This is a genomic window from Neptuniibacter sp. QD37_6, assembly GCF_047778085.1.
Taxonomy (GTDB): domain Bacteria; phylum Pseudomonadota; class Gammaproteobacteria; order Pseudomonadales; family Balneatricaceae; genus Neptuniibacter.
On sequence record NZ_CP180550.1, the window covers coordinates 2,182,441 to 2,205,457 of the forward strand.

Annotated in this window: 19 protein-coding genes; 15 read left to right on the forward strand and 4 right to left on the reverse strand. The window is 44.0% G+C overall.

Translation table 11 applies throughout. The features are described from left to right. Window positions 1-53: 53 nt before the first annotated feature. The 3 genes from ACMXYO_RS10455 to speD all read left to right on the forward strand — a co-directional run bounded on the left by ACMXYO_RS10455 (window position 54) and on the right by speD (window position 3,063). Window positions 54-1,043, forward strand: coding sequence for a poly(R)-hydroxyalkanoic acid synthase subunit PhaE (locus tag ACMXYO_RS10455; RefSeq protein WP_415885064.1), 990 nt, complete (start codon window positions 54-56; stop codon window positions 1,041-1,043). Then, window positions 1,040-2,107, forward strand: coding sequence for a class III poly(R)-hydroxyalkanoic acid synthase subunit PhaC (gene phaC, locus ACMXYO_RS10460; protein WP_415885065.1), 1,068 nt, complete (start codon window positions 1,040-1,042; stop codon window positions 2,105-2,107). The genes ACMXYO_RS10455 and phaC overlap by 4 nt, the downstream gene beginning before the upstream one ends. A 146-nt stretch (window positions 2,108-2,253) precedes the next feature. Further along, complete coding sequence (gene speD / locus ACMXYO_RS10465) at window positions 2,254-3,063, forward strand: adenosylmethionine decarboxylase (RefSeq protein WP_415888093.1); 810 nt, start codon at window positions 2,254-2,256, stop codon at window positions 3,061-3,063. 42 nt (window positions 3,064-3,105) lie between these two features. Here speD and phaR read toward each other — a convergent pair whose 3' ends face one another. Together phaR and ACMXYO_RS10475 are read right to left on the reverse strand one after the other, a co-directional pair. Continuing rightward, the gene (gene phaR / locus ACMXYO_RS10470) at window positions 3,106-3,582 is read right to left on the reverse strand and encodes a polyhydroxyalkanoate synthesis repressor PhaR (RefSeq protein ID WP_415885066.1); all 477 of its coding nucleotides are present in this window, start codon (window positions 3,580-3,582) and stop codon (window positions 3,106-3,108) included. Window positions 3,583-3,636: 54 nt separating this feature from the next. After that, window positions 3,637-3,894 (reverse strand): DUF6489 family protein, encoded by a 258-nt coding sequence (locus tag ACMXYO_RS10475; protein ID WP_415881594.1) that lies wholly within the window; start codon window positions 3,892-3,894, stop codon window positions 3,637-3,639. A gap of 579 nt (window positions 3,895-4,473) precedes the next feature. Here ACMXYO_RS10475 and ACMXYO_RS10480 point away from each other — a divergent pair. Continuing rightward, window positions 4,474-4,821 carry a hypothetical protein gene (locus tag ACMXYO_RS10480; RefSeq protein WP_415885067.1) on the forward strand — a complete coding sequence of 116 codons (348 nt, stop codon included), beginning with the start codon at window positions 4,474-4,476 and terminating at the stop codon, window positions 4,819-4,821. A gap of 238 nt (window positions 4,822-5,059) precedes the next feature. Next, entirely contained in the window at window positions 5,060-7,108 is a 2,049-nt protein-coding gene (locus tag ACMXYO_RS10485; protein ID WP_415885068.1) for a methyl-accepting chemotaxis protein, read from the forward strand. A 58-nt stretch (window positions 7,109-7,166) separates the two neighbouring features. Here ACMXYO_RS10485 and ACMXYO_RS10490 read toward each other — a convergent pair whose 3' ends face one another. Then, window positions 7,167-7,877, reverse strand: coding sequence for a response regulator transcription factor (locus tag ACMXYO_RS10490; RefSeq protein ID WP_415885069.1), 711 nt, complete (start codon window positions 7,875-7,877; stop codon window positions 7,167-7,169). Next, window positions 7,874-10,768 (reverse strand): cache domain-containing protein, encoded by a 2,895-nt coding sequence (locus ACMXYO_RS10495; protein ID WP_415885070.1) that lies wholly within the window; start codon window positions 10,766-10,768, stop codon window positions 7,874-7,876. Before ACMXYO_RS10495 ends, ACMXYO_RS10490 begins: the two co-directional genes overlap by 4 nt. A 258-nt stretch (window positions 10,769-11,026) precedes the next feature. On the opposite strand from ACMXYO_RS10495, the gene ACMXYO_RS10500 reads away from it, so the two are divergent. The 10 genes from ACMXYO_RS10500 to ACMXYO_RS10545 all read left to right on the forward strand — a co-directional run bounded on the left by ACMXYO_RS10500 (window position 11,027) and on the right by ACMXYO_RS10545 (window position 23,016). Beyond that, complete coding sequence (locus tag ACMXYO_RS10500) at window positions 11,027-11,836, forward strand: ABC transporter ATP-binding protein (protein ID WP_415885071.1); 810 nt, start codon at window positions 11,027-11,029, stop codon at window positions 11,834-11,836. Beyond that, on the forward strand, window positions 11,833-12,585 hold the full coding sequence (locus ACMXYO_RS10505; protein WP_415885072.1) for an ABC transporter ATP-binding protein: 753 nt from the start codon (window positions 11,833-11,835) through the stop codon (window positions 12,583-12,585). Before ACMXYO_RS10500 ends, ACMXYO_RS10505 begins: the two co-directional genes overlap by 4 nt. 68 nt (window positions 12,586-12,653) lie before the next feature. Further along, window positions 12,654-13,862, forward strand: coding sequence for an ABC transporter substrate-binding protein (locus ACMXYO_RS10510; RefSeq protein ID WP_415885073.1), 1,209 nt, complete (start codon window positions 12,654-12,656; stop codon window positions 13,860-13,862). A gap of 80 nt (window positions 13,863-13,942) precedes the next feature. Then, window positions 13,943-14,830, forward strand: a complete 888-nt coding sequence (locus tag ACMXYO_RS10515; RefSeq protein ID WP_415885074.1) for a branched-chain amino acid ABC transporter permease — start codon at window positions 13,943-13,945, stop codon at window positions 14,828-14,830. A gap of 9 nt (window positions 14,831-14,839) precedes the next feature. After that, on the forward strand, window positions 14,840-15,766 hold the full coding sequence (locus ACMXYO_RS10520) for a branched-chain amino acid ABC transporter permease (protein ID WP_415885075.1): 927 nt from the start codon (window positions 14,840-14,842) through the stop codon (window positions 15,764-15,766). A 46-nt stretch (window positions 15,767-15,812) separates the two neighbouring features. Continuing rightward, window positions 15,813-17,456, forward strand: a complete 1,644-nt coding sequence (locus tag ACMXYO_RS10525; protein WP_415888094.1) for an acyl-CoA synthetase — start codon at window positions 15,813-15,815, stop codon at window positions 17,454-17,456. Between the two features lie 60 nt (window positions 17,457-17,516). Beyond that, window positions 17,517-18,266: an electron transfer flavoprotein subunit beta/FixA family protein gene (locus ACMXYO_RS10530; RefSeq protein WP_415885076.1), complete on the forward strand. Its 750-nt coding sequence runs from the start codon at window positions 17,517-17,519 to the stop codon at window positions 18,264-18,266. 11 nt (window positions 18,267-18,277) lie between these two features. Beyond that, window positions 18,278-19,204: an electron transfer flavoprotein subunit alpha/FixB family protein gene (locus tag ACMXYO_RS10535; RefSeq protein WP_415885077.1), complete on the forward strand. Its 927-nt coding sequence runs from the start codon at window positions 18,278-18,280 to the stop codon at window positions 19,202-19,204. Window positions 19,205-19,336: 132 nt separating this feature from the next. Next, complete coding sequence (locus tag ACMXYO_RS10540) at window positions 19,337-21,109, forward strand: acyl-CoA dehydrogenase (protein WP_415885078.1); 1,773 nt, start codon at window positions 19,337-19,339, stop codon at window positions 21,107-21,109. A gap of 350 nt (window positions 21,110-21,459) precedes the next feature. Beyond that, the gene (locus tag ACMXYO_RS10545; protein WP_415885079.1) at window positions 21,460-23,016 is read left to right on the forward strand and encodes a methyl-accepting chemotaxis protein; all 1,557 of its coding nucleotides are present in this window, start codon (window positions 21,460-21,462) and stop codon (window positions 23,014-23,016) included. Window position 23,017 lies beyond the last annotated feature (1 nt).

The following is a 23,017-nucleotide window of genomic DNA, read 5'->3' on the forward strand; positions in this document are numbered from 1 at the left end:
GCCAGTTGTAATAAGATAGTTTTTTCATCGAGTAAAAATCGGAGAGTTGGCTGATGGAAAATAACGGCTTATCAATGGAAGCCTTGTTAGATGCCCAGAAGGAGTATTGGAAAAAAATCACTTCCGGTGCAGAAATGCCTCAACCACAAGAATGGGCGGAGCTTTTTACCAAAAGCCAAGAAACAGCCAAACAAGAAGCACCTGAGCAATTTGCTCAAATGCTCGACATTTTAGGCGCCCAATCAAAGAACTTTATTCAATACGGTGAAGATCTTTTGAACCAGTATCGTAATGGTGGAGAACAACACCTCAACCAAGCGGTACAAGAGTTCCAAAAATACATGCAAAAACAAACTGCCGACGCTCTGATGCAACAATGGCAGTTACCAGAACAGTTCGCCTCCTTATTTAAGACCCACAGTTTTCGTGACGACCTACTCTTCGAAAACCCGTTTTCCAGCGGCATGAAAAGCCTTTTGGAAACACCTATTATTGGTACGCATCGCGAAACTCAGCAACAAACTCGAGAAGCGACCAAACTAACCATTGAATACCAAGAAGCACTGCAAGAATACGTTGAACATTACAGCTCCATCAATCAAAACGCATCAACACAGATGCTTAACAAGCTGACTGAAGCGGTTGATGAAGTATCTACATTACAGCAGCTTCATGATATTTGGGTCGAAGCCTATGAGTCAGCCTATTCAGATACGGTTTTCACCGATGCTTACCAACGCTCACACGGCCGTATTAGTAATGCACTCATGAATATGCGCAAATTTGCGCAGGATGTACGGGATGTACACTTTCAGTCCGTAGGTTTAGCCACTCGAAAAGGACTAGACACAGCACTTCAACGCCAGCACCAAATGCGCAAAGAGATGCGAAACAATCGCCGAGAAATGCTAGCAATGCAGCAGGAGATAGCGGCATTAAAAGAACAAGCTGCTGCAGACCTGATCTCCGAACTTAAGAAAGAGATTTCAGCTCTCAAGAAAGAAGTAACCTCTTTGAAAAAACAAGCTAAGGGAACTAAATGATGAACGGATTTAACTTAGACCCTAGCGTTGTCTCTCATGAACTGTTCGAATTTAATCGCAAGTTATTAAAAAGCTACAATACGCTTTCCCAGCTAAAAGAAGTTGATGTAGATTCCACCCCTTATGACGTGATCTATACCGAAGACAAACTTCGTTTACGCTATTACCAAAGCCAAGGAGAGAAGCGTTGCTCTACCCCTCTGTTGATCTGCTATGCATTAGTTAATCGCCCCTACATGATTGACCTCGAAGCCAAGCGCTCGATGCTTCAGCGTCTTTTAGAGCTAGGGCTAGATGTTTATCTAATCGATTGGGGCTATCCAGATGCTGCTGATCGCTACCTTGATCTAGATGATTACATCAATGAATACCTCAATAACTGTGTAACAGCTACATGTGAACATGCCGGCACCAATCAAACCAACCTTCTAGGCATCTGCCAAGGCGGTACATTTAGCCTGTGCTACACAGCTTTAAATCCAGAGAAGATTAAAAACCTAATCACTATGGTGACTCCGGTCGACTTTCAAACCGATGACAACCTTCTCTACCACTTAGCAAAATATGTTGATGCGGATCTAGCGGTTGAAACCTATGGCAATATCCCAGGAAGCATGCTGAATGATTCCTATAATTCACTTATGCCGATGCGATTAGGTGTACAGAAAAATTTAGGGATGCCTAACCAATTAGAAAATCGCGAAAGCGCCCTAAGTTTTTTACGGATGGAAAAATGGATTTACGATAGTCCTGACCAAGCAGGCGAAGCTTTCCGCCAATTTATTACTCAGTTTTTTCAGCAAAACAAGTTGATAAAAGGCGAAGCTATGATCGGCGATAAACAGGTTAACCTAGGCAATATAACGCAACCAGTCCTCAATGTTTTTGGCAGTTTTGATCACTTAGTCCCACCCAAAGCCTCCACAGCATTAGCAGAGCATGTAAAAACTAAAGATTACACTGAGCTAGAAGTAAAAGGCGGACACATTGGTGTTTTCGTTTCTGGCAAGTCACAAACCCAAGTAGCACCTGCTATCGTAGATTGGCTATCAGAACGGGACTAATCCCCCGTTCTCTCCTATTCCCTACCTTTTTTTGCCTGTATTAGTAATTTCCACCTCATTTAGCGTGAATTTTTTCTTTCTCAGAGTGAATTTGTCGACTAAAATCCGCGTCAAAATATAGTAGTCCTCACTTGGAGCTAACCACCTTGGCGACTAATGACAAAATTAAGCTACAGGGCTTTAACAATCTAACTAAAAGTTTGAGTTTCTGTATCTATGACGTCTGCTATGCGCAAACACCCGAGCAAAAAGCGGAATACATCGAGTACATCGATGAACAATATAGTGCTGATCGTTTAACAGAAATTTTAAGCGAATGTTGTGACATTATTGGTGCAAACATTTTAAATGTTGCACGACAAGATTATGACCCGCAAGGGGCTAGCGTTACGATTCTAGTTGCTGAAGAACCAATTAAAGATTCGGAAGCTGTAGATACTACAGAAAAGCCAGGCCCTATGCCGGACTCTGTTGTAGCTCACTTAGATAAGAGCCATATCTGTGTACACACCTATCCAGAAGCTCACCCCGATGATGGTATTTGCACCTTCCGTGCAGATATCGAAGTGTCGACGTGTGGCATCATCTCGCCACTAAAAGCGCTGAACTACCTTATTCACCGTCTAGAATCGGACATCGTGACTGTAGATTACCGAGTACGTGGATTTACTCGAGATATTCATGGGATTAAGCATTATATCGACCATGATATTAATTCTATTCAGAATTTCTTCACGTCCGATATTCATGATCAATATCAGATGCTTGATGTGAATGTTTATCAGGAAAACATCTTCCACACCAAGATGATGTTAAAAGATGTTGATTTAAATACATACCTATTTGGCACAACCAAAGAAGAGCTTCCAGAAGCGGAAGTTCAACAGATCACCGAGCGGTTATCTAAAGAGATGAATGAAATTTTTTATGGCCGTAATATGCCAGATATGAAGTAACATTTATCCAAAATAAAAAAGGCCGCTTAGCGGCCTTTTTTATTATTGATCTTTTTTAGGGTCTGATTCCGATGAATGCTGCTGATGATCAGGCCCTTCACCCGGCTTGAACATTCCCCACATTTGCATATTCTGATCCGCGATTCGGTTCATCATGGTCAGCGGGTTAGCTGCGCCCATCATCGTCTGCATCTGATCTCGAATTCGATCCTGATGCTCAAGGAAAGAAGCAATACTCTGCTCAAGGTATTGACTCATCATACCCTGCATACTGTCACCATAAAAACGGATCAATTGTTGCAGTACCTGATTAGTCAATAGAGTGCCATGACCTTGCGCTTCTTGCTCACTAATAATCTGCAACAGAATATTTCTTGTCAGATCATTTCCAGTTTTAGAATCTTCAACTTTAAAGGCTTCACCATTGAGTACCAATTGCTTTACATCATCTAACGTGACGTAACAGCTGCGCGAGGTATCGTACAAACGGCGATTTGTATATTTTCTTAGAATACGCAATGTACTTTTCTCTCTCGTATCATTCCCTTGGTTTAACTGATCACTTCACCTTGATCAGTCTTTTTTATTATCAGAGCTACCATAGCCCGAGGTCATAAGACCCATCATTATTTTTTGCAGTGCTTCCATAGAACCGAGGCCACTGTTTAGGTAAGGTTTGAACAACGTCAATGGATCATACCCTTCCGCACCAGCATCCATCTGTTCAGTGATCTTATCCATCATATCTTGCTGAAATTTCTGCACATCTGGTAAACCCAGAACTTTACGCAGTTCTTCCGGCGACATATCAATATCGATTTTGAACTTCACACCCCGACTCCTTAAGCAAGCAGAATAATACCCTAATCCTATAGTAAAAATTCGGCGGTGCAAAACTTTCAAATCAATACTTTTGCTGCGCTTTTCCACGAAAATAGTTTTTAGATACCGGAAGTTAGCTTCCTAAGCTCCCATAACAAACCAGAACCACGTCATAATTCTGTAAAACAAAGACGCAACAAGACACTGACAAACCACTTAAACTTCACTAGTACAGTTTAGCAGCCCCCATAGATAGCGGTCTTGAAAGGTTTTCTAAACTTGGGCAGAGACTTACTGATAGAAATAATCAAGAACGGTTATAGGCTAGGACAGATTTCCTCTTCAAAATGATTAGCAGAAGACTGTTTATATTAAGTTTTTGAGCATAGAAAAACGTAAGCCTAAAGAATAATAAAAAGTCAGTAATATAGACCTCTTATCAAATTAGGAATTTTTCCTAATTTTTTACCTGCTGTTATCTGAGTATTATTGTGCTCATAAACAAGGCCAATAATATACACATTGCTTATGCCTAATCATGGATGTTTTCAGGCTTAAAATCGACTCTTATTACAAGGATAGTAATAGATGCCTCACAGAACTCTAAACTTAATCAAAGATCTGGATAACTTAAAAATCGTTTACTACTGGGCATGCCCTAATCAAGGAAAAGTCAGCCCAAACCTACCTACCCTACTTCATGCTAGTGAATGGTTCATTTCACATAACACAGCCAAATACACAGGCATTGAAAGACGCAAAACTATGGTTGATCGTCGAAAACAGGAATCTGCAGCGGTCACAGCAGAAATGGATCTAGTTTATTCTCGACGCTTAAAGCCAGAAGGCCGCCGCATCACTGATAAAGAACTTACGATTGATTTAGATCTTACTCTGGACAAACTATCTAAAATTAAACAAGGCATTCTTAATTAATCTCAAATAAATGATTATGAATCATTATCTTATAGAGCATGATGATTTTAATCCAAACACATATACCTTCGTAGGAATTTTTAAAGATTCACATTACCTACCTATAGTACATAAGCACTTTTCTACTGCTATAGAGTTGCTTTGAAGTTATATGAGCATATAGTTATGTAAAATTTTAGGCTCCTTGCCTTAGATAACTCAAAGCATTTACTTTGGCCTAGCCATTGAGGTAGTTCGCATGACATCATTTTTTCGACACGCGTCGATTGTTAATCAACTAGCCACTATTGTTTTATTTATCGTATTTGCCGTATTTACGGCCTTGTCTCTTTTTGTCAATCATGAAGTAGACAAGGGCTTCATAAAAAATGCCGAGCATTCACTTGATCAACAAGTCGATCAATTAGCCAAAAACATCGATTTTTTTAATCAGACACTACAACTGCAAACAAATCAAATTGCCGATGTTTTTATCCAGATGTTTTCTGGCGATATGCTTATCGACGAGCTAAATCAGGTTAAAGTTGGAAAATTTACAGTTCCTACCCTTCTCCATGACTACGAAACCGTCACGCAGAATTTCTCTAAGCCCGATCAATTCACAAGTATGACCGGTGGCACCGCAACTATTTTCATGCGGGTAGATGATGATTTTTTACGTATTAGCACTTCTCTTCGTAAGACAGATGGCAGCAGAGCTTTCGGTACAATGCTTGGTAAAAAGCACCCAGGTTATCAAAAGCTAATCAATGGCGAAGAATATAGCGGCCCAGCGCATCTATTTGGCCGTGACTATATGACCAAATATATTCCATTTAAAGATAATAGCGGACGAGTAATTGGAATATTGTATGTAGGCTTTGATTACACAGACCGTCTAGCAGCCTTACAAAGTACAATTTCTGATCTAAAAATTGGTGAAACTGGTTTTGCCTACATCGTCAACTTGAAACAAGGTTCTCAATTTGGCCAATTACTTTTACACCCATTCGCTAAAGACAAAAATATTACTGAAGTTTCAGAAAGCGGGAACAGCTTACTCAACACAATTAGCAGTAACGATCACGGATTTACTCATATTCCCTTCACTAATGAGAATGGCGACCTGAAAGATAAGCTAATTGCTTACTCTCAAGTTTCCAGCTTTGGCTGGGCAATCGTTGCGGGGGCAGCAACTGAAGAATTCCTTACTGAAAGCGATAAACTTCGCATTGAGATGGTCCTTCTCTCTGTAGTTTGTGCACTTCTGATTGCAGGGCTTTTGTTCGTTACATTGAAAGTTAAACTACAACCAATCGATACCATCTGTAATTATATGCAGGCTATTGGTCAAGGCGACTTAACTACTCAAATTGATACCGATATGGGTGATAGTGATGAAACTCATAACGAGATACACAAGTTAAGTCGAAGCGCTAAAAAGACAATCGCTGGTTTACGCAAAGTAACAGGCGAATTGAACACCACTATGCATACAATCCAAAATCATTTGGGTACCGTTTCCTCAGGTATTGATCGTCTAAACGTCGATATCAACCGTCAGCAACAAGAAACAGAGATGGTCGCAGCAGCGATTTCCGAAATGACATCTACCTCTGAAGAAGTCGCAAGAAACGCAGCTACGACAGCAGAACAAACTCAACGCGCCAATAATGAAGCGGATCACGGTGATGAGCTTGTACAAGAGGTAGTAGGTTCAATCCAAGGCATCTCTTGTGAAGTAAACGAACTCACGAGCATGATTGAACAAGTAGAAGAAAACAGTAATGCCATCGGTACAGTTATGGATGTAATCCAGAATATTGCCGAGCAAACTAATCTACTTGCACTTAATGCTGCAATTGAAGCTGCGCGTGCAGGCGAAGCAGGTCGAGGCTTCTCCGTTGTAGCCGATGAAGTTCGTAATCTTGCACAACAAACAGCCTCTTCTACGACTGAGATCCGAGAGATGATTGAACGCCTACAGGGCAATACTCGCAATGCCGTAGATCGTATGGAGAAAAGCAACACTAAGGTTCAAAACAGTGTTGATATGACCAGTCAGGCTGGTCAAGCGCTAACCTCTATAACTGATTCTGTTGCTAATATTTCAGATGCAAGTGCACAAATTGCTTCGGCAGCAGAAGAACAAACATCTGTAAGCGAAGACATTAGTCGCAATGTAGAAAGCATCAGTAGTATTGCCCAAGAAACGGCTAACTCTAGTCGACAGATGAATTCTGCTATTAGTGAGTTAGGCAATGCCGGCCAAGAGTTAAAACGCGTTATAGGCTTGTTTAGAGTGTAAAATCCAATGTAACGAGAAAGGGAGCTAAAATTAGCTCCCTTTTTTATTTCTCAATCAATTACTCCCAGCGCACCTCAGAAGTAAACATGTACCCCGCGCCATAAACCGTTTTAATAAACGCTGGTTGCTGTGGATCTTCTTCGATCTTCTTACGTAGTCTCGACATTCTCACATCAATACTACGATCATAGGGGACACAATTTTCGCCTAATAGCTGATCTCGCGATAGTATTTGAAAGGGATGCTTTAGCAACGCTAGCAACATATCACCTTCAGCCCTACTCAAAGATTCAGCGGGCTTATGCGCATGCTTTAAACTCAATGAATCTGGCTGATACACCCATTGCCCAAAGCGAGCTTTAGTTGGCGTGTCTATCACCAAGTTTTTCTTTTTACGAATACGGCGTAATAAACTCTGAACCCGGGCTACAAGCTCTCTAGGCTCAAAGGGCTTAGTAATATAGTCATCAGCGCCAAATTCTAACCCTAAAATCCTATCGGTCAATCCATCACGACCAGAAACGATGATAACCCCTACTTCCTCTTCATCCAGTTGTTTAACTAACTCCATGCCATCCATATCGGGCAGGTTAAGATCTACAATGCAGATATCCGGTTTCATCCAGCCTATTTCAACAAGAGCAGCTTCACCAGTTGTGAATGGTTTAGCTTGGTAACGAAAGCCCTGTAGGGTTGTGCAAATGAGTTTGCCTAGATCCTCTTCATCTTCAATTACATAGATCAACGGGGTGCTGACATCGGTCATCATCTGCTCTCCTGATTATGTTCTTTTAGGCAAGGCACTATTTTGCTTTCTAAGGTTTCGGCATCGAAAGGTTTTTGTATCAGGCTATATTCAAACTCAAGCTCGGTAGGCTGTTCACTGTATCCTGTCATGATCACAACAAAAGCTTTTGGGAAAATAAGGTTCACTGCTGTTGCTACATCATAACCCGTTGCTGCACCAGGCATCACTACATCACTGACAACGCCAGCTAGGTCCGATAAACCCGTCAGCATAGCTAAGGCCTCATCACCACTAGCCGCTTCAACTACGGAAAAGCCCATCGACCTTAATTGCCCCCGAACCAACTGACGCACATCGGCATCGTCCTCTACTAATAAGATAAGAGAACTTTCAGTGATCTCCGCCCGACCGTTCCCCTCAACTGTTTTTGTGGTTTGGGTTACCTGCGGGCTCTGTTGCTCCATCGCGCCTAACAACAGATCAATTCTCGCGCCTACTTGACCATGATGGTAATGAGCGCGATTTTGAATTCTGAAATAACCCTTAGATTGTTTTACAAACCCGTAAACCATACTCAAACCTAAGCCTGATCCTGCGCCGGTGCCTTTGGTAGTAAAAAATGGCTCACAAGCCTTATCTAAGGCTTCATCACTAAAGCCTTCACCCGTATCTATCACGCTGAGTAATACATACTCGCCTGAAACCACCTCTTCGTCCCACGAAGCTTGCTGAACTTCTCTGCTATCTGAACTAACCGCGGATACCATTAAGCACAACTCCCCACCCTTAGGCATTGCATCAGCCGAGTTAAGCGCTAAATTTACCAAGGCATCTTCCATTTGAGCACTATCAACATAGACAGCAGGCAGGTTTGGTTTAATTTGAGTTCTTAGCTGAATATTTTCGGGCAGAGGTGCAGCCAATAGACCGACTAAATCGTTGATAAGCTGTTCAGGTTGCACATAGCTAGGCTTAAGCGGCTGACGCCTCGAGAACGCTAACAGACGTTTCGTCATATCCGCGCCTCTTCGGGTTGCCCTTACCGCTGGCGTGAGATGTTGCTGTAAATGCTTAGGTAGATCATGCTTACCTTGCAACTCTAGGAGGTTACCCAGAATAATCGTAAGAAGATTGTTGAAATCATGGGCCAAGCCACCCGACATCTGCCCAACTGCTTTCATCTTACTCGCCTCAGCCATACGCTGTTCGACTTCACGCTCATGCGTAATATCGATTGAGAGGGTTAACATCCCTTCGACTTCTTTGCGTACGTTGTAAAATGGTAGAACGGTTCGACGAGTTAAAATATCTTTACCGTGATCATTAAGCCGATATTCGTACACCGGCGTCTCACCCTGCATCGCTTTGGCAATATACGGCTGAAGAGCCTGATTCATCTCATCGCCGACCACTTCTTCAAATGATTTACCAACAATTCCCTCTTTGGTCTGATCAAACATCTCTCGGTACTGACGGTTTGCAAACACATAACGTAGTTGGTTATCGAGGTAAGCCACCTGAGCTGGCAACGCATCTAGAATCAAACGCTGCCGGATCTCTACTGCACGAAGTTCATCTTGCGTTGTTTGCAGAGAGTTAACTGCTTCCAATAAACGACTATTTGACTCTGATAACTCTTTGGTACGTTCATTCACGCGGCTATTGAGATTGTTAATATTTCCCCGTAAGCGATCGACCATATAGTCGAATGATTCAGCCAAGATACCTAGCTCATCATTTCGAGATATACCTGTTTTCGCGGATAGATCACCACGGCTGATTTTATATGCGGTCTGCGAAAGAGATTTAATAGGAGAAGTTAACCACTCTGCAAAGATAAATACCGCAACAATGGACGCCAACAGACCAAAAAAGCCCATAGCCATAATACGCTGACTGATTTGTACCGAGCTTGCTTTTAAGTCGTCTAGATACACCGACGAGCTGATATACCAATCAAACCCGGACAAGTGTCTGACTAACGAGAGCTTTTCGTATTCATAATGCCCTGGATCATCGGGTCTATCCCATTTGTAATACAGTTCTTTCCCAGTATCTGACACAGCCATCAAATCTTGGTAGATTGGTTGTCCTGTTACTGGATTTAACTGCGTTTTAAAGTTGATCCCATGAATATTGCGGTTGGGATGAAATAGCATATTCCCTTGAGAATCGAACACGTAGAGATAGCCATTCTGCGCAATTTTAATATCTTTAAGTGCTCGGTTTATCTCTGCTATCGCCCGCTCTTTCTGCGCAGCAACCTCGCGTTGAATGTCGTCAATATAAACCCCAGCCCCCATCACAAAGCCCCAATCTGGGTAATGTTTAACATAGGAATATTTATCGATCGCTTCGGTTTCGTTAAGGCGGTTCCATTTGTATTTATAAAAACCAGTACCGTCGGTTAAAGCGAGAGAGAGAATGCCAGGAATAATCAGATTGCCATCAGTATCTTTTACATCCGACATATTTTGCTGATGATAAGCATCATCAGGGTGAGAGATCAGGTTAGCGTCATAATCTGAGATCCAAATATAATCGCCATTACCAAATTGAAACTTACGCAGATCTGTAAATACCTTTTCCCATATTTCCGCGTCGCTTAACCCACTTTGCCTACCATCACGCAGCGCAAGATTGATGTAGTTTTCAGCTATATCCAGCACAGACCCCAAACGCTGCTCATGAGATTTAAGGGTGTTATCTACGTAACGCTCCGTCCCTGCATACATCCGATTAGCAAGGTCATAAACGATGTTCAAAACCTGACGGTTGGAATTCAATTCAAGATTGAAAACATTCTGTTTAATCAAAGGAACGGTAAAGAAATAAATTGCGGCAAAAATGCTACCGATTAGCGCCAATAGCATTAAGAACAAGCGAATAGTAATAGGTGAACGGCGATACATCGAATCTACTATCTCGTTGATGTTACAAACACAACTCCCCTTCCATGAGAGATAAGTCCTTAATAGAACAGTATTTCTTTAAATCGAATGTAACACAAACCGAGATTGCAACGGCGACTTGTTACATTTCGTTAGATTACAAAAATAGTTAAGCAAACTTTCTCCATTAATCTGGCTGCCACATAAAAACAAAAATCGAGAATTATCTATCTGAAGCTGTAGCGGACAAGGTAATTCAAGGAAAAGAGTAGCGCCACGATGACTCAGCCTAAGCAAGACTTCATTCTGGAAACTCGGGATCTGACCAAAGCGTTTAAAGGCTTTACTGCGGTTGATGATGTCAATCTAAAGATTCAACGAGGACACATTCACGCACTTATCGGCCCTAACGGCGCAGGTAAAACCACCGTATTCAATTTACTGACCAAATTTTTGCAACCAACCACCGGTCAGATCTTATTTAACAATGAAGATATCACCTCGATGCAATCTGCAGCGATAGCACGCAAAGGGGTTGTCCGTTCATTCCAGATCTCTGCTGTTTTTCCTCACTTAACGGTTCTAGAAAACGTTCGTATTGCCCTACAACGTAAAGAAGGTAACAGCTTTCACTTTTGGCGTTCTGAAAAAATTCTTAACCATTTAAATGCGCGCGCTTTAGAGCTTCTCGAATCTGTAGGTTTAGAGAGTTTTGCCAACAGCGTTACCGTTGACCTGCCTTATGGCCGCAAGCGTGCTCTAGAGATCGCTACCACACTGGCCTTAGAGCCTGAACTCATGCTACTTGATGAGCCGACACAAGGCATGGGGCACGAAGATGTGGATGTAGTGACCGACCTAATTAAAAAGGTCTCTGCCAATCGCACAATTCTAATGGTCGAACACAACTTACATGTGGTTTCCAAACTTGCTGATCGCATCACCGTACTGCAACGAGGCGCTATTTTAACCGAAGGCGACTACGACACTGTTTCCGCAGATCCACGCGTACGTGAAGCTTACATGGGTACTGCAGCCGAAGAAGTTGAAGCTGAACAAGCCAAACAAGAAGCGGAGGCTGTGGTATGAATCAGGCCGTTAACTTACAGAGCAAACACGAACCTGTTCACGGTAATCAGCGCGAAAAGCTTCGTATTAATAATCTACATGCCTTTTATGGCGAGTCGCACATTCTCCATGGCATCGACCTAACGGTTAACCAAGGTGAATTGGTAACCCTATTGGGCCGTAACGGTTCTGGTCGCTCAACAACCCTAAAAGCCATTATGAATATGGTCGGCAAACGTACAGGCAACATTGTGGTCAATGGCGAAGAAACTATGTCCCTGCCTGCGCATAAGATTGCCCGTTTAGGTCTAGGTTTTTGCCCCGAAGAGCGCGGTATTTTCTCCAGTCTTAATGTTGAAGAAAACCTCATGCTACCACCTCAAGTGCGTTCTGACGGTATGAGTGTGGAAGAGATTTACGAAATATTCCCAAACCTTTACGAACGTAGAACCAGTCAAGGCACACGTTTATCTGGTGGTGAGCAGCAGATGCTCGCCCTAGGCAGAATTTTGCGTACCGGCGCAAACATCCTATTGCTGGATGAAATTACTGAGGGCCTCGCCCCCGTCATTGTGCAGAAACTGGGCGAGGTTCTTAGTCTCCTCAAAGAGAGAGGATTAACCATTCTGCTAGTTGAACAAAACTTCCGCTTTGCAGCGCCAATTGCTGACCGTCACTACGTGATGGAGCACGGCCACATTGTGGAAGAAGTTCATGCCCATGAGCTCGAAGCTAAAACAGATTTATTGAATACCTACCTCGGTGTTTAAGCAGTTAAAGAATAAAAACAACATAGATACGACCTTTGAGTAGAAGGTACGGCAACTGGAGCGAGTCAATGAAGACATTTAAAAAATCACTAATCTCAGCAGTTATTACAGGCGCAGTGGCAACAGCAGTTTCAGGTGCTGCACTGGCAGAATCTGACGGCAAAATTAAGCTGGGCATTTTGGCAGATATGGGTGGTACTTATGCCGACATTTGTGGTCAAGGCTGTGTAACCGCAGCAGAGATGGCGATTGAAGATTTTGGTGGTAAGGTACTTGGACAAGAGATCGAACTAGTTACAGCTGACTCACAGCTAAAACCAGATATCGCCTCTTCTATTGCGCGTAAGTGGGTAGAAGCCGAAGACGTTGATGCAATCGGTGGTTTAGTTTCTTCTGCGGTATCTGGCGCAGTATCGAAAGTTAACCTGAATGCTAAAAAGCTAACACTGATTTCTGGCTCAGCATCCAACACGTTCACAACTAAGAGCTGTAACCCTTACAACGTTCACTGGACTTACAACGTTGTTGCCCTAGCAAACGGCACTGTAAAACCTATGGTTCAATCCGGTAAGAAGAAATGGTTCTTCATCACAGCTGACTACAGTTTTGGTCACGCTCTAGAAGGTGTTGCATCCAAGGTCATCAAAGAAAACGGCGGTGAAGTTGTTGGCACTATCCGCGCTCCTCTAGGCACTACAGACTTCTCTTCTTATGTTCTTCAGGCTCAAGCTTCTGGTGCGGACGTAGTTGCTCTAGCGAATGCCGGTAACGACACAGTAAATGCGCTGAAAACTGCCACTGAATTTGGTCTAACGCAAGAGATGGATGTTGCGGGCCTATTAGTATTCACACCAAACGCTCAAGCAATGGATGCAGATGTTGCTGGCGGTATGCGCTTAACGTCTGGATTCTACTGGGACATGGATGAGAAAACGCGTCAGTGGAGTCAACGTTTCGAAGAGCGTCACGGCGCTATTCCAAGCATGATTCACGCAGGTGTTTACTCTGTAACAACTCACTACCTAAATGCAGTTAAAGCGGTAGGCAGTGATAACGCAGAAGCGATCGCTAAGAAGATGAAAGAGACAAAACCTGAAGACTTCTTCGCACGTAATGCAACTCTACGTCCAGACGGCCGTATGGTACACGACATGCTGTATGTAGAGATCAAGAAAGCAGCCGAGCGTAAAGATCAAAACGACATCTACAAAGTACTGAAGGTTATTCCAGCAGATGAGGCTTACAGCCCAATGCTACCGCAGTGCAACTTCTCATAAGAAAAACGCGTGGTGGCAAATGCTATTTGGCTTTGCCATCACCCCTGCTCCATACATCCCTATTGGATGACTACAGGTAGATGATTGTTATGTTTGATATTAACCTCTTTGCCCTATTTGGCCAGTTATTGGTTGGGTTGATCAACGGCTCATTCTACGCCTTGCTTAGCCTCGGACTGGCCATTATCTTCGGTCTGCTGAAGATAATTAACTTCGCGCAAGGTGCACTCTATATGCTGGGTGCATTTATCGCTTTTCTTGCCCTGAAATATATGGGCATAAACTACTGGGTGGCTTTGATCCTTGTACCGATCTGCATTGGCGCGATCGGCATATTGATGGAACGCTTCCTTATCCGCCCTATCGCTAATGAAGATCACCTCTATAGCCTACTGTTAACGTTCGGCTTAGCCTTGATTATACAGGGTGCTTTTACCCATATGTTTGGCTCTTCTGGCATGTCATACGCCATTCCCGAAGAACTAAAAGGCGGTAACCGTCTGCCATTTATGTATCTGCCGAATTATCGGGCTTGGATCATTATCGCTTCTATCATTGTCTGCGCTGGCACTTGGTGGATGATCGAAAAAACCAAGCTAGGTGCTTACCTTCGCGCAGGCACAGAGAACCCACAATTGATGCAAGCCTTTGGTATCAACGTGCCATTGATCGTTACTTTGACCTTTGGTTTCGGCGTTGCTTTAGCAGGCTTTGCCGGTGTCATGGCTGCTCCAGTCTATTCTGTATCTCCTGATATGGGCTCAAACATCTTAATCGTGGTGTTTGCCATCGTGGTTATCGGTGGAATGGGTTCTATCGGTGGAGCCATCCTCACGGGCCTTGGTATGGGGATCGTGGAAGGTCTAACCAAATATTTTTATCCCGAAGCCTCTACCACCATTATCTTCTTGGTGATGGTTATTGTGCTGCTACTCAAGCCAGCCGGTTTATTCGGTAAAGAAGCTTAGGAGATCGGTATGAATAATCAAAAACTAAACATTGCACTGCTGGCTCTAGCGTTGATCGCACCAGCAGCTCTTTACCCTGTTTTCCTAGCTAAAGTTCTGTGCTTTGCACTATTTGCCTGCGCATTTAACTTATTGCTTGGATTTGTGGGCTTACTTTCCTTTGGTCATGCGGCGTTCTTAGGAACGGGTGGATACATCACCGGTTACCTCATGATCAATAGCGGTATTACACCTGAACTTGCCATTCTTGCAGGTACTGTTGCCGGCGGCTTATTAGGTGCGATTTTTGGCAAGCTTGCGGTTAAGCGTGAAGGCATCTACTTCGCCATGGTGACCTTGGCTTTGGCACAGTTAGTGTTCTTCCTCTACCTACAAGCGCCATTTACTAATGGTGAAGATGGTATGCAAGGTGTGCCTCGTGGGGAGCTGTTTGGGCTACTAGACCTAAGCGATAACTACACCATGTATTACTTTGTGCTGGCCATATTTGTATTCGGTTATTGGATGATCAACCGCACCATTCATTCACCATTTGGCCAAGTATTAAAAGCAATTCGAGATAACGAAGCCCGCGCAACTTCATTGGGTTACGACGTTAATCGTTACAAATGGATTGCCTTCATCATCTCATCTGCTTTAGCAGCACTTGCTGGCTCGACCAAAACGCTGGTTTTCCAATTGGCATCGTTAACCGATGTTCATTGGCACATGTCAGGCGAAGTCATCCTTATGACCCTTGTTGGCGGGGTGGGCACGATCTTCGGCCCTGTCTTGGGTGCAGGCTTTATCGTCAGCATGCAGAACTACCTCTCTGGTGGCGAGATGGGTAACTACATTCACATCATTATGGGCGCTGTTTTTGTGGTTTGCGTTTTGAGCTTCCGCAGCGGAATAGTCGGCCAATTTATCAAATTTAAACGTAATAACTTTAGCTAAGCGCAAAACTGAGCGTTAGCGGTAAATAGCAAGGAGAGAGACAGTGATCACTTCAGCTTTCGAAACCGATCTGGATAAAAATCTGGCCAATTATTCTGCACTGACACCTATTACGTTTATCGAACGTGCAGCTAGTGTCTATCCAGAGCGTACAGCCACTGTTCATGGCGAAATACGCCGCAGCTGGGCTGAAACCTATAATCGTTGTAAGAAACTAGCCAGCGCTTTAAAACAAAAAGGCGTCAATCCTGGCGATGCCGTTTCTATTTTAGCGCCAAACCTAGCTGAACACTTTGAAGCGCATTTCGCCGTACCTATGTGTGGCGCCGTGCTTAACTCAATTAATATCCGTCTAGATTCAGAAGCCGTTGCATTTATTTTGCAGCATGCTGAGAGCAAGGTTCTTATTACTGACCGTGAGTTCAGCTCTGTCGTTAAAGGCGCTCTGGAGCTGATGGATCATAAACCTTTCATCATCGATATTGATGATCCTTATTGGACTGAAGGCGAGTTCATCGGCGATATCAAATACGATGATTTCCTCAAGCTAGGTGACGAAAACTTCACACCTCACCACGTGAATGATGAATGGAACGCCATCACCCTAAACTACACATCAGGCACGACAGGTAATCCAAAAGGTGTTGTATACCACCATCGCGGTGCTTACCTAAACGCTATCAGTAACTCCATTTCATGGGGCATGGGCCAGCACCCTGTATATCTGTGGACCCTACCAATGTTCCACTGCAATGGTTGGTGTTTCCCATGGACGATCGCTGCTATGGCAGGTGTTAATGTCTGCCTTCGCCATGTCCGCGCAGATCATATTTTTAATGCCATTAAAGAAGAGAAAGTTGGTTTCTTCTGTGGTGCACCTATCGTTCTGAACATGCTTAATTCCGCTGATGATGAACTTAAAGCTGGCATTGAACATCAAGTAAACGTGATGACTGCAGGTGCAGCGCCACCAGCAGCGGTTATCGCAGGTATGGAAGCCCTAGGCTTTAGCGTAACCCATGTTTACGGCTTAACAGAAACCTACGGCCCTTCTGTTGTGTGTGCTTGGCACGATGAGTGGAATGACAAAACGGCTGATGAGAAAGCGCGCTTAAAATCTCGTCAAGGTGTCAGAGCGCCAATGCTTGATGGCCTAATGGTTGCTGACCCAACAACAATGGAACCTGTGCCTCAAGATGGCGAAACAATGGGTGAGATTTTCATGCAAGGAAATCTTGTAATGAAAGGCTATCTAAAGAACCCAGAAACCACTGAGAAAGCCTTTGAAGGTGGTTGGTTCCACTCGGGTGATCTAGCAGTATGGCATGCAGATGGCTATATCGAGATCAAAGATCGTTCTAAAGACATCATCATCTCAGGTGGTGAAAACATCTCCTCTATCGAGGTAGAAGATGTTCTATACCGTCATCCATTTATCCAAGAAGCTGCGGTAGTTGCTAAGAACAACGAAAAATGGGGTGAAACACCTTGTGCTTTCGTTGCTCTAAAAGAAGGTGCCGATTGCGGTATTACAGAGAAAGAACTGATCGATTTCTGTCGTGAACATATGGCCCACTTTAAAGCACCGAAGGATATTGTTTTCGGCCCGCTACCTAAAACATCAACCGGTAAGATCCAGAAGTTCCTACTTCGTGATCGTGCCAACGGTACAGAACCTCAAAAATCATAAAACTTATAACACCAGAGTGAAAACCTAGGAGCTTAGCTCCTAGGTCGGAGAGGTAAACAGATGAAAATTTTAGTTACCGTAAAACGCGTGATTGATTACAACGTAAAAGTACGCGTTAAAGCAGACAACACCGATGTAGATCTAGCCAATGTCAAAATGGCGCTAAACCCGTTCTGCGAGATCGCCGTTGAAGAAGCAGTTCGTCTAAAAGAAGCAGGCAAAGCAGAAGAGATCGTAATTGTATCGATCGGCCCTAAAGCTTGCCAGGAACAAATTAGAACAGCCTTAGCTCTAGGTGCTGATCGTGGTATTCAGATTGAGACAGATGAACTTCCAGAATCACTAAACGTAGCAAAACTATTAAGCAAAGTGATCGATGAGGAACAACCTGATCTGGTAATTATGGGTAAACAAGCCATCGATAGTGATAACAATCAGACAGGTCAAATGTTAGCGGCGCTAACCGATATGCCACAAGGTACATTTGCTTCTGAAGTTAAGGTCGAAGATGGCAAAGCTGTTGTGACACGCGAAGTGGACGGTGGCCTACAAACAGTAGAGCTAAAGCTACCAGCAATCGTGACTACAGACCTCCGACTCAACGAACCTCGCTACGCTTCTTTGCCAAACATTATGAAAGCTAAGCGCAAGCCTTTAGCGGTCAAATCCCCTGCGGACTTAAGTGTAGAGCTAAAAAGCCACACCAAGTTGTTGAAAGTAACGCCACCAGCAGATCGTGCAGCGGGTATCCGAGTAAACAGCGTTGATGAATTGATCGAGAAACTTCAGAACGAAGCAAAAGTAATTTAAGGGGGTGATATATGACTATTCTCGTTATTGCAGAACATGACAATCGCACACTAAAACCTGTCACTCTCAACACGATTACAGCAGCGACACAAATCGGAGGTGATATTCATCTACTGGTCGCGGGCAGTAACTGCAAAGCTGTAGCCGTTTCAGCGTCAGAGATCGCTGGTGTTAGTAAAGTCTTACTTGCTGATGAACTAGCTTACGAATATCAGCTAGCAGAGAACATGGCTAAGCTGATTACCGAGTTAGGTAAGGACTATGTTCATATCCTCGCGCCAGCCACTACCTCAGGGAAAAACTACCTTCCACGCGTTGCAGCGCTACTGGATGTGGTTCAGATCTCTGATATCACCGCTGTTGAATCAGCTACGACGTTCCAGCGTCCTATCTACGCAGGTAACGCAGTCGCAACCGTAGAATCATTAGATCCAATAAAAGTCATCACCGTGCGAACAACCTCTTTCGACGCTGCTGAAAAAGGCAATTCAGCAGAGATTAGCGAGATATCGATTGCTCATGATGCCCAACTATCAAGTTTTGTTAGTGAAGAAGTCGCTGAGTCTGATCGTCCTGAACTGACTGCTGCCAACATCATTATTTCTGGTGGCCGCGGTATGGGTAACGGTGAGAATTTCGGTCTGCTAGAACAAGTGGCAGACAAGCTAGGCGCTGCCGTAGGTGCATCCCGCGCAGCGGTTGACGCCGGCTTTGTTCCAAACGATATGCAAGTAGGCCAGACCGGTAAGATCGTCGCGCCAGAGCTGTATATCGCTGTTGGTATTTCAGGTGCTATTCAACATCTTGCAGGAATGAAAGATTCCAAAACCATTGTTGCTATCAACAAAGATGAAGAAGCTCCTATTTTTTCCGTCGCAGATTATGGCTTAGTTGCTGACCTGTTTGACGTGATGCCAGAGCTACAAAATAAACTGTAGCTCCTTTGATGCGGGCTGGGTACTTGTCGCCTTTTTACCCAGCTCGCCTTTTTAATGTAACACACACGATACAACTTAAAGAGCCGCTTGGATGTTTTTATATAGCCGCTCTAATCAAGAGATGAGAGATTTATGAGCACTTATACTCCACCACTACAAGATGCCAGATTTCTACTAAACCATCTGATCGATCTAGATCAGCTATGCAGTGAACAAAACCTAGACGAAGTTAACTCTGAGCTAGCCAATGTTATCGTTGAGGAAGCAGGCAAATTAGCCTCTGATGTTTTAGCCCCTTTAAACTGGGTAGGCGACCAAAACGGCGCTACAGTTGCAGATGGTGCAGTACAAGAAACCGCAGGCTTCTCCGATGCCTATCAGCAGTTTGTCGAAAATGGTTGGGCTACGCTAACGGGTCCTGAAGAGTTTGGTGGCCAGGCGCTACCCAATGTCATAGGTACAGCCGTAAATGAACTATGGCATTCGGCCAATATGGGCTTTGCACTCTGCCCTATGCTCAGCCAAGGCGCTGTAGAAGCTCTGATTGCGCATGGTAGCGACGAATTAAAAGCACAATACCTACCACAACTGATTAGTGGTGAGTGGACCGGTACCATGAACCTAACTGAACCCAATGCAGGATCAGATCTGGCAGCGGTAGCCTCCAAAGCCATCCCTGAAGGCAATCACTACAAAATTACGGGTCAGAAGATCTTTATCACTTGGGGTGATCACCAGATGACATCGAATATCGTGCATCTAGTGCTTGCTCGTCTGCCAGATGCACCTGCCGGTGTTAAAGGCATCTCCCTGTTTATCGTGCCTAAATATCTTTTAGATGATCAAGGCCAACCAGGCGAATTAAACGACGTAAGCTGTGTATCCCTAGAGCACAAACTGGGTATTCATGGCAGCCCAACCTGTGTAATGAGCTTTGGTGATAACGAAGGCGCAATCGGTTACCTCGTAGGTGAAGCAAACAAAGGCCTGAGCTACATGTTCACAATGATGAACCATGCTCGCCAATCGGTAGGCTTACAAGGTTTGTCTATTTCCGAGCGTGCTTACCAACAAGCACTGCAATACAGCCAAGAACGCTTCCAAGGTAGCAATCCTGATGGCAGCAAAATAGCTATCATCAATCACCCAGATGTACGTCGTATGTTGATGGCGATGAAATCAGGCAATGAAGCCATGCGCGCTCTTGCCTATACCGCAGCTGCGGATATCGACCGCGCACATCATGGCGATCAAACCAGCAAATCACGAGTAGAGTTTTACACGCCTATTGTTAAAGGCTGGATGACTGAACTGGCACAAGAGCTAACATCACTGAATATCCAGGTTCACGGCGGCATGGGTTTCATCGAAGAAACTGGTGCGGCGCAACATTACCGTGATGCACGTATTTTACCGATTTACGAAGGTACTACAGGAATCCAAGCCCTTGACCTTATTGGTCGTAAAACACTGTTTGATAAAGGCGCTGCGCTAACGCAACTGCAAGCCGATGTTCAAGCCACAACTGAACTTCTACTTCACTCAGATTCAGAAGCCCTACAAGAGCTTGGTAAAAAACTAACCACTGCTCTTCGAGATGCGACCTCTGCCGGTCAATTTATCCTAGAAAATGCAGGCAGCGATAAACAACTTATGGGCAATATCAGTGTCGATAACCTCATGATGATGGGCTACCTAACCGGTGGCTGGCTTCTAGCGCAAGGCGCCATCAAAGCTGAAGAGCTAAAAGGCGCGGATAACGACTACGGCGATGATTTCCTTAACGCTAAAGTTTCTACCGCATTGTTCTTTGCTGACCATTACCTACCAAGAGTAAGCCAACATGCTGCAACCCTGCAGACTGGCTTAAATCATACTTTTGCTTTGGATATTGAACAGCTTTAGACCCTCGTTTTTACGCTCTTCACGATGGTGGTGTTACCACTCCGGAGCTGTTGGGCTCCTTTAGGCTTAAAGGCCTCTTTGCCCTCCTTTTAGGAGGGCTTTTTTGTATAAGCCTATCAGATAGTTAGCACTTAAAGACCACAATCAGAAGAGAACAACTGAACAATTCACAACCAAAAAATGTTGCGGCGCACAATTGTTTATGTCATATATATTTAATCGAAGTCCGAGATAATCGTATTAATAGTGGCGACCGAACATACGGTCAAATAATCAATGTCACTAATCGCGACCAATAAAAATAATTACATGTCGCTCCAGAAACGGAACTGCAAACTGGAGACTTGAACATGAGCACTAACACAACAGGTATAGAACATACCTATCCAGAAAACGTTCGCTTAATTTCGACCACAGATACTCAAGGCGTTATCACCTACGCGAACCCTGAATTCTGTGAAGTTGCTGGTTACTCCCAAGAAGAGCTGATTGGTCAACATCACAATATCGTCCGGCACCCTGATATGCCAAAAGCAGCTTTTGGCGATCTTTGGCACCATATGAAGAATGATCAGCCTTGGATGGGCATGGTTAAGAACCGCTGTAAAAACGGTGATCATTACTGGGTTCAAGCTTATGTAATGCCTATCTACAACGATAAAGGCGAGAAAAGCGGCTATCAATCCGTGCGTACGCGACCAACAAGTTACCAGATCGAACGAGCTGAAAAAGTTTACGCAAAACTAAATAGCTCCCCTAGCAAAACCGTTAAAGGAAAAAGCCTAGCTTCCCGCATTTTAGCAACAACGGCGATTACTAGCCTTTCCATGGCTGCTTGCACACTTTTACCTTTTGAATCTTTTCTTCAATACATAGCGATGTTCATCGTGTTTACGATCGCTATGTTTACGATGTATCGCCATACGCACCACCTCTCTGAAATTGCATCAACTGCGGATGGCATCTATGCCAATCCACTGGCGCAATTAGTAATGGCTGAAAACATGCATGAGCAAGGCTCAGTAGAGCTAGCAACACGAATGATGCAGGCCCGCTTAAGAACGGTAGTTGGTCGCGTTGAAGACAGCATCAAAACCCTCAATGAGGTTATGCATGAAACCGATGACGCCGTCGCTCAGGCAACTTCGGGTATCCATCAGCAAAATGCTGAAAGCGACATGTTGGCCAGTGCAGCCACTCAAATGTCAGCCACAGCACATGATATTGCCGATAACACGGCGCAAACTTCTTCAGCTACTCAACATGCATCTGATCTGGCCGAGCAAGGCAAAAATAATATCAGTGTCATGTTAGAAGGTATTTCAGAGCTGGTAAGCGATGTACAAGCGGCCTCTACTTCTTCTGACGAACTTAAACACCAAGCCAATTCGATTGAACAGATTATCAATATAATCAATGAGATCGCAGAACAAACCAATCTACTTGCCCTAAATGCTGCGATAGAAGCAGCTCGAGCAGGAGAACAAGGACGTGGATTTGCAGTAGTAGCAGATGAAGTGAGAACCCTTGCTCAACGAACACAATCCTCCACCAGCGAAATTCGAAATACCATCGATACAATCCAAAAGCAGGTTGAAAAAACAGCTAATGCAATGGAGCGCTGTTCAGGTCAAGCACACAAAGGCATTGAATTAGCAAAAGAAGCAAGCCTATCATTTGATCAGGTTTCTAATGCAATGACAGAGGTTTCGGATCGGTGCCTACAAGTTGCAAGCGCATCGGAGCAACAAAGTGCCGTTTCAGATGAAATCAACACTAGCATTTTGAGCATTAGAAATGTGGCCAGCTCAAATATGGATGCAGCAGATAAGACAAACCACGCTTGTGACAGCCTTAAAGTACTGGTTAAAGACCTTAACTCTCTGATGAAGACATTCACTGCCTAGG

Bases quoted from the DNA above. Each gene is read 5' to 3' on its own strand.
- ACMXYO_RS10455 (WP_415885064.1), top strand. From the start codon at position 54: ATGGAAAATAACGGCTTATCAATGGAAGCCTTGTTAGATGCCCAGAAG.
- phaC (WP_415885065.1), top strand. From the start codon at position 1,040: ATGATGAACGGATTTAACTTAGACCCTAGCGTTGTCTCTCATGAACTG.
- ACMXYO_RS10480 (WP_415885067.1), top strand. From the start codon at position 4,474: ATGCCTCACAGAACTCTAAACTTAATCAAAGATCTGGATAACTTAAAA.
- ACMXYO_RS10485 (WP_415885068.1), top strand. From the start codon at position 5,060: ATGACATCATTTTTTCGACACGCGTCGATTGTTAATCAACTAGCCACT.
- ACMXYO_RS10490 (WP_415885069.1), bottom strand. From the start codon at position 7,877: ATGATGACCGATGTCAGCACCCCGTTGATCTATGTAATTGAAGATGAA.
- ACMXYO_RS10495 (WP_415885070.1), bottom strand. From the start codon at position 10,768: ATGTATCGCCGTTCACCTATTACTATTCGCTTGTTCTTAATGCTATTG.
- ACMXYO_RS10500 (WP_415885071.1), top strand. From the start codon at position 11,027: ATGACTCAGCCTAAGCAAGACTTCATTCTGGAAACTCGGGATCTGACC.
- ACMXYO_RS10505 (WP_415885072.1), top strand. From the start codon at position 11,833: ATGAATCAGGCCGTTAACTTACAGAGCAAACACGAACCTGTTCACGGT.
- ACMXYO_RS10510 (WP_415885073.1), top strand. From the start codon at position 12,654: ATGAAGACATTTAAAAAATCACTAATCTCAGCAGTTATTACAGGCGCA.
- ACMXYO_RS10515 (WP_415885074.1), top strand. From the start codon at position 13,943: ATGATTGTTATGTTTGATATTAACCTCTTTGCCCTATTTGGCCAGTTA.
- ACMXYO_RS10520 (WP_415885075.1), top strand. From the start codon at position 14,840: ATGAATAATCAAAAACTAAACATTGCACTGCTGGCTCTAGCGTTGATC.
- ACMXYO_RS10530 (WP_415885076.1), top strand. From the start codon at position 17,517: ATGAAAATTTTAGTTACCGTAAAACGCGTGATTGATTACAACGTAAAA.
- ACMXYO_RS10535 (WP_415885077.1), top strand. From the start codon at position 18,278: ATGACTATTCTCGTTATTGCAGAACATGACAATCGCACACTAAAACCT.
- ACMXYO_RS10540 (WP_415885078.1), top strand. From the start codon at position 19,337: ATGAGCACTTATACTCCACCACTACAAGATGCCAGATTTCTACTAAAC.
- ACMXYO_RS10545 (WP_415885079.1), top strand. From the start codon at position 21,460: ATGAGCACTAACACAACAGGTATAGAACATACCTATCCAGAAAACGTT.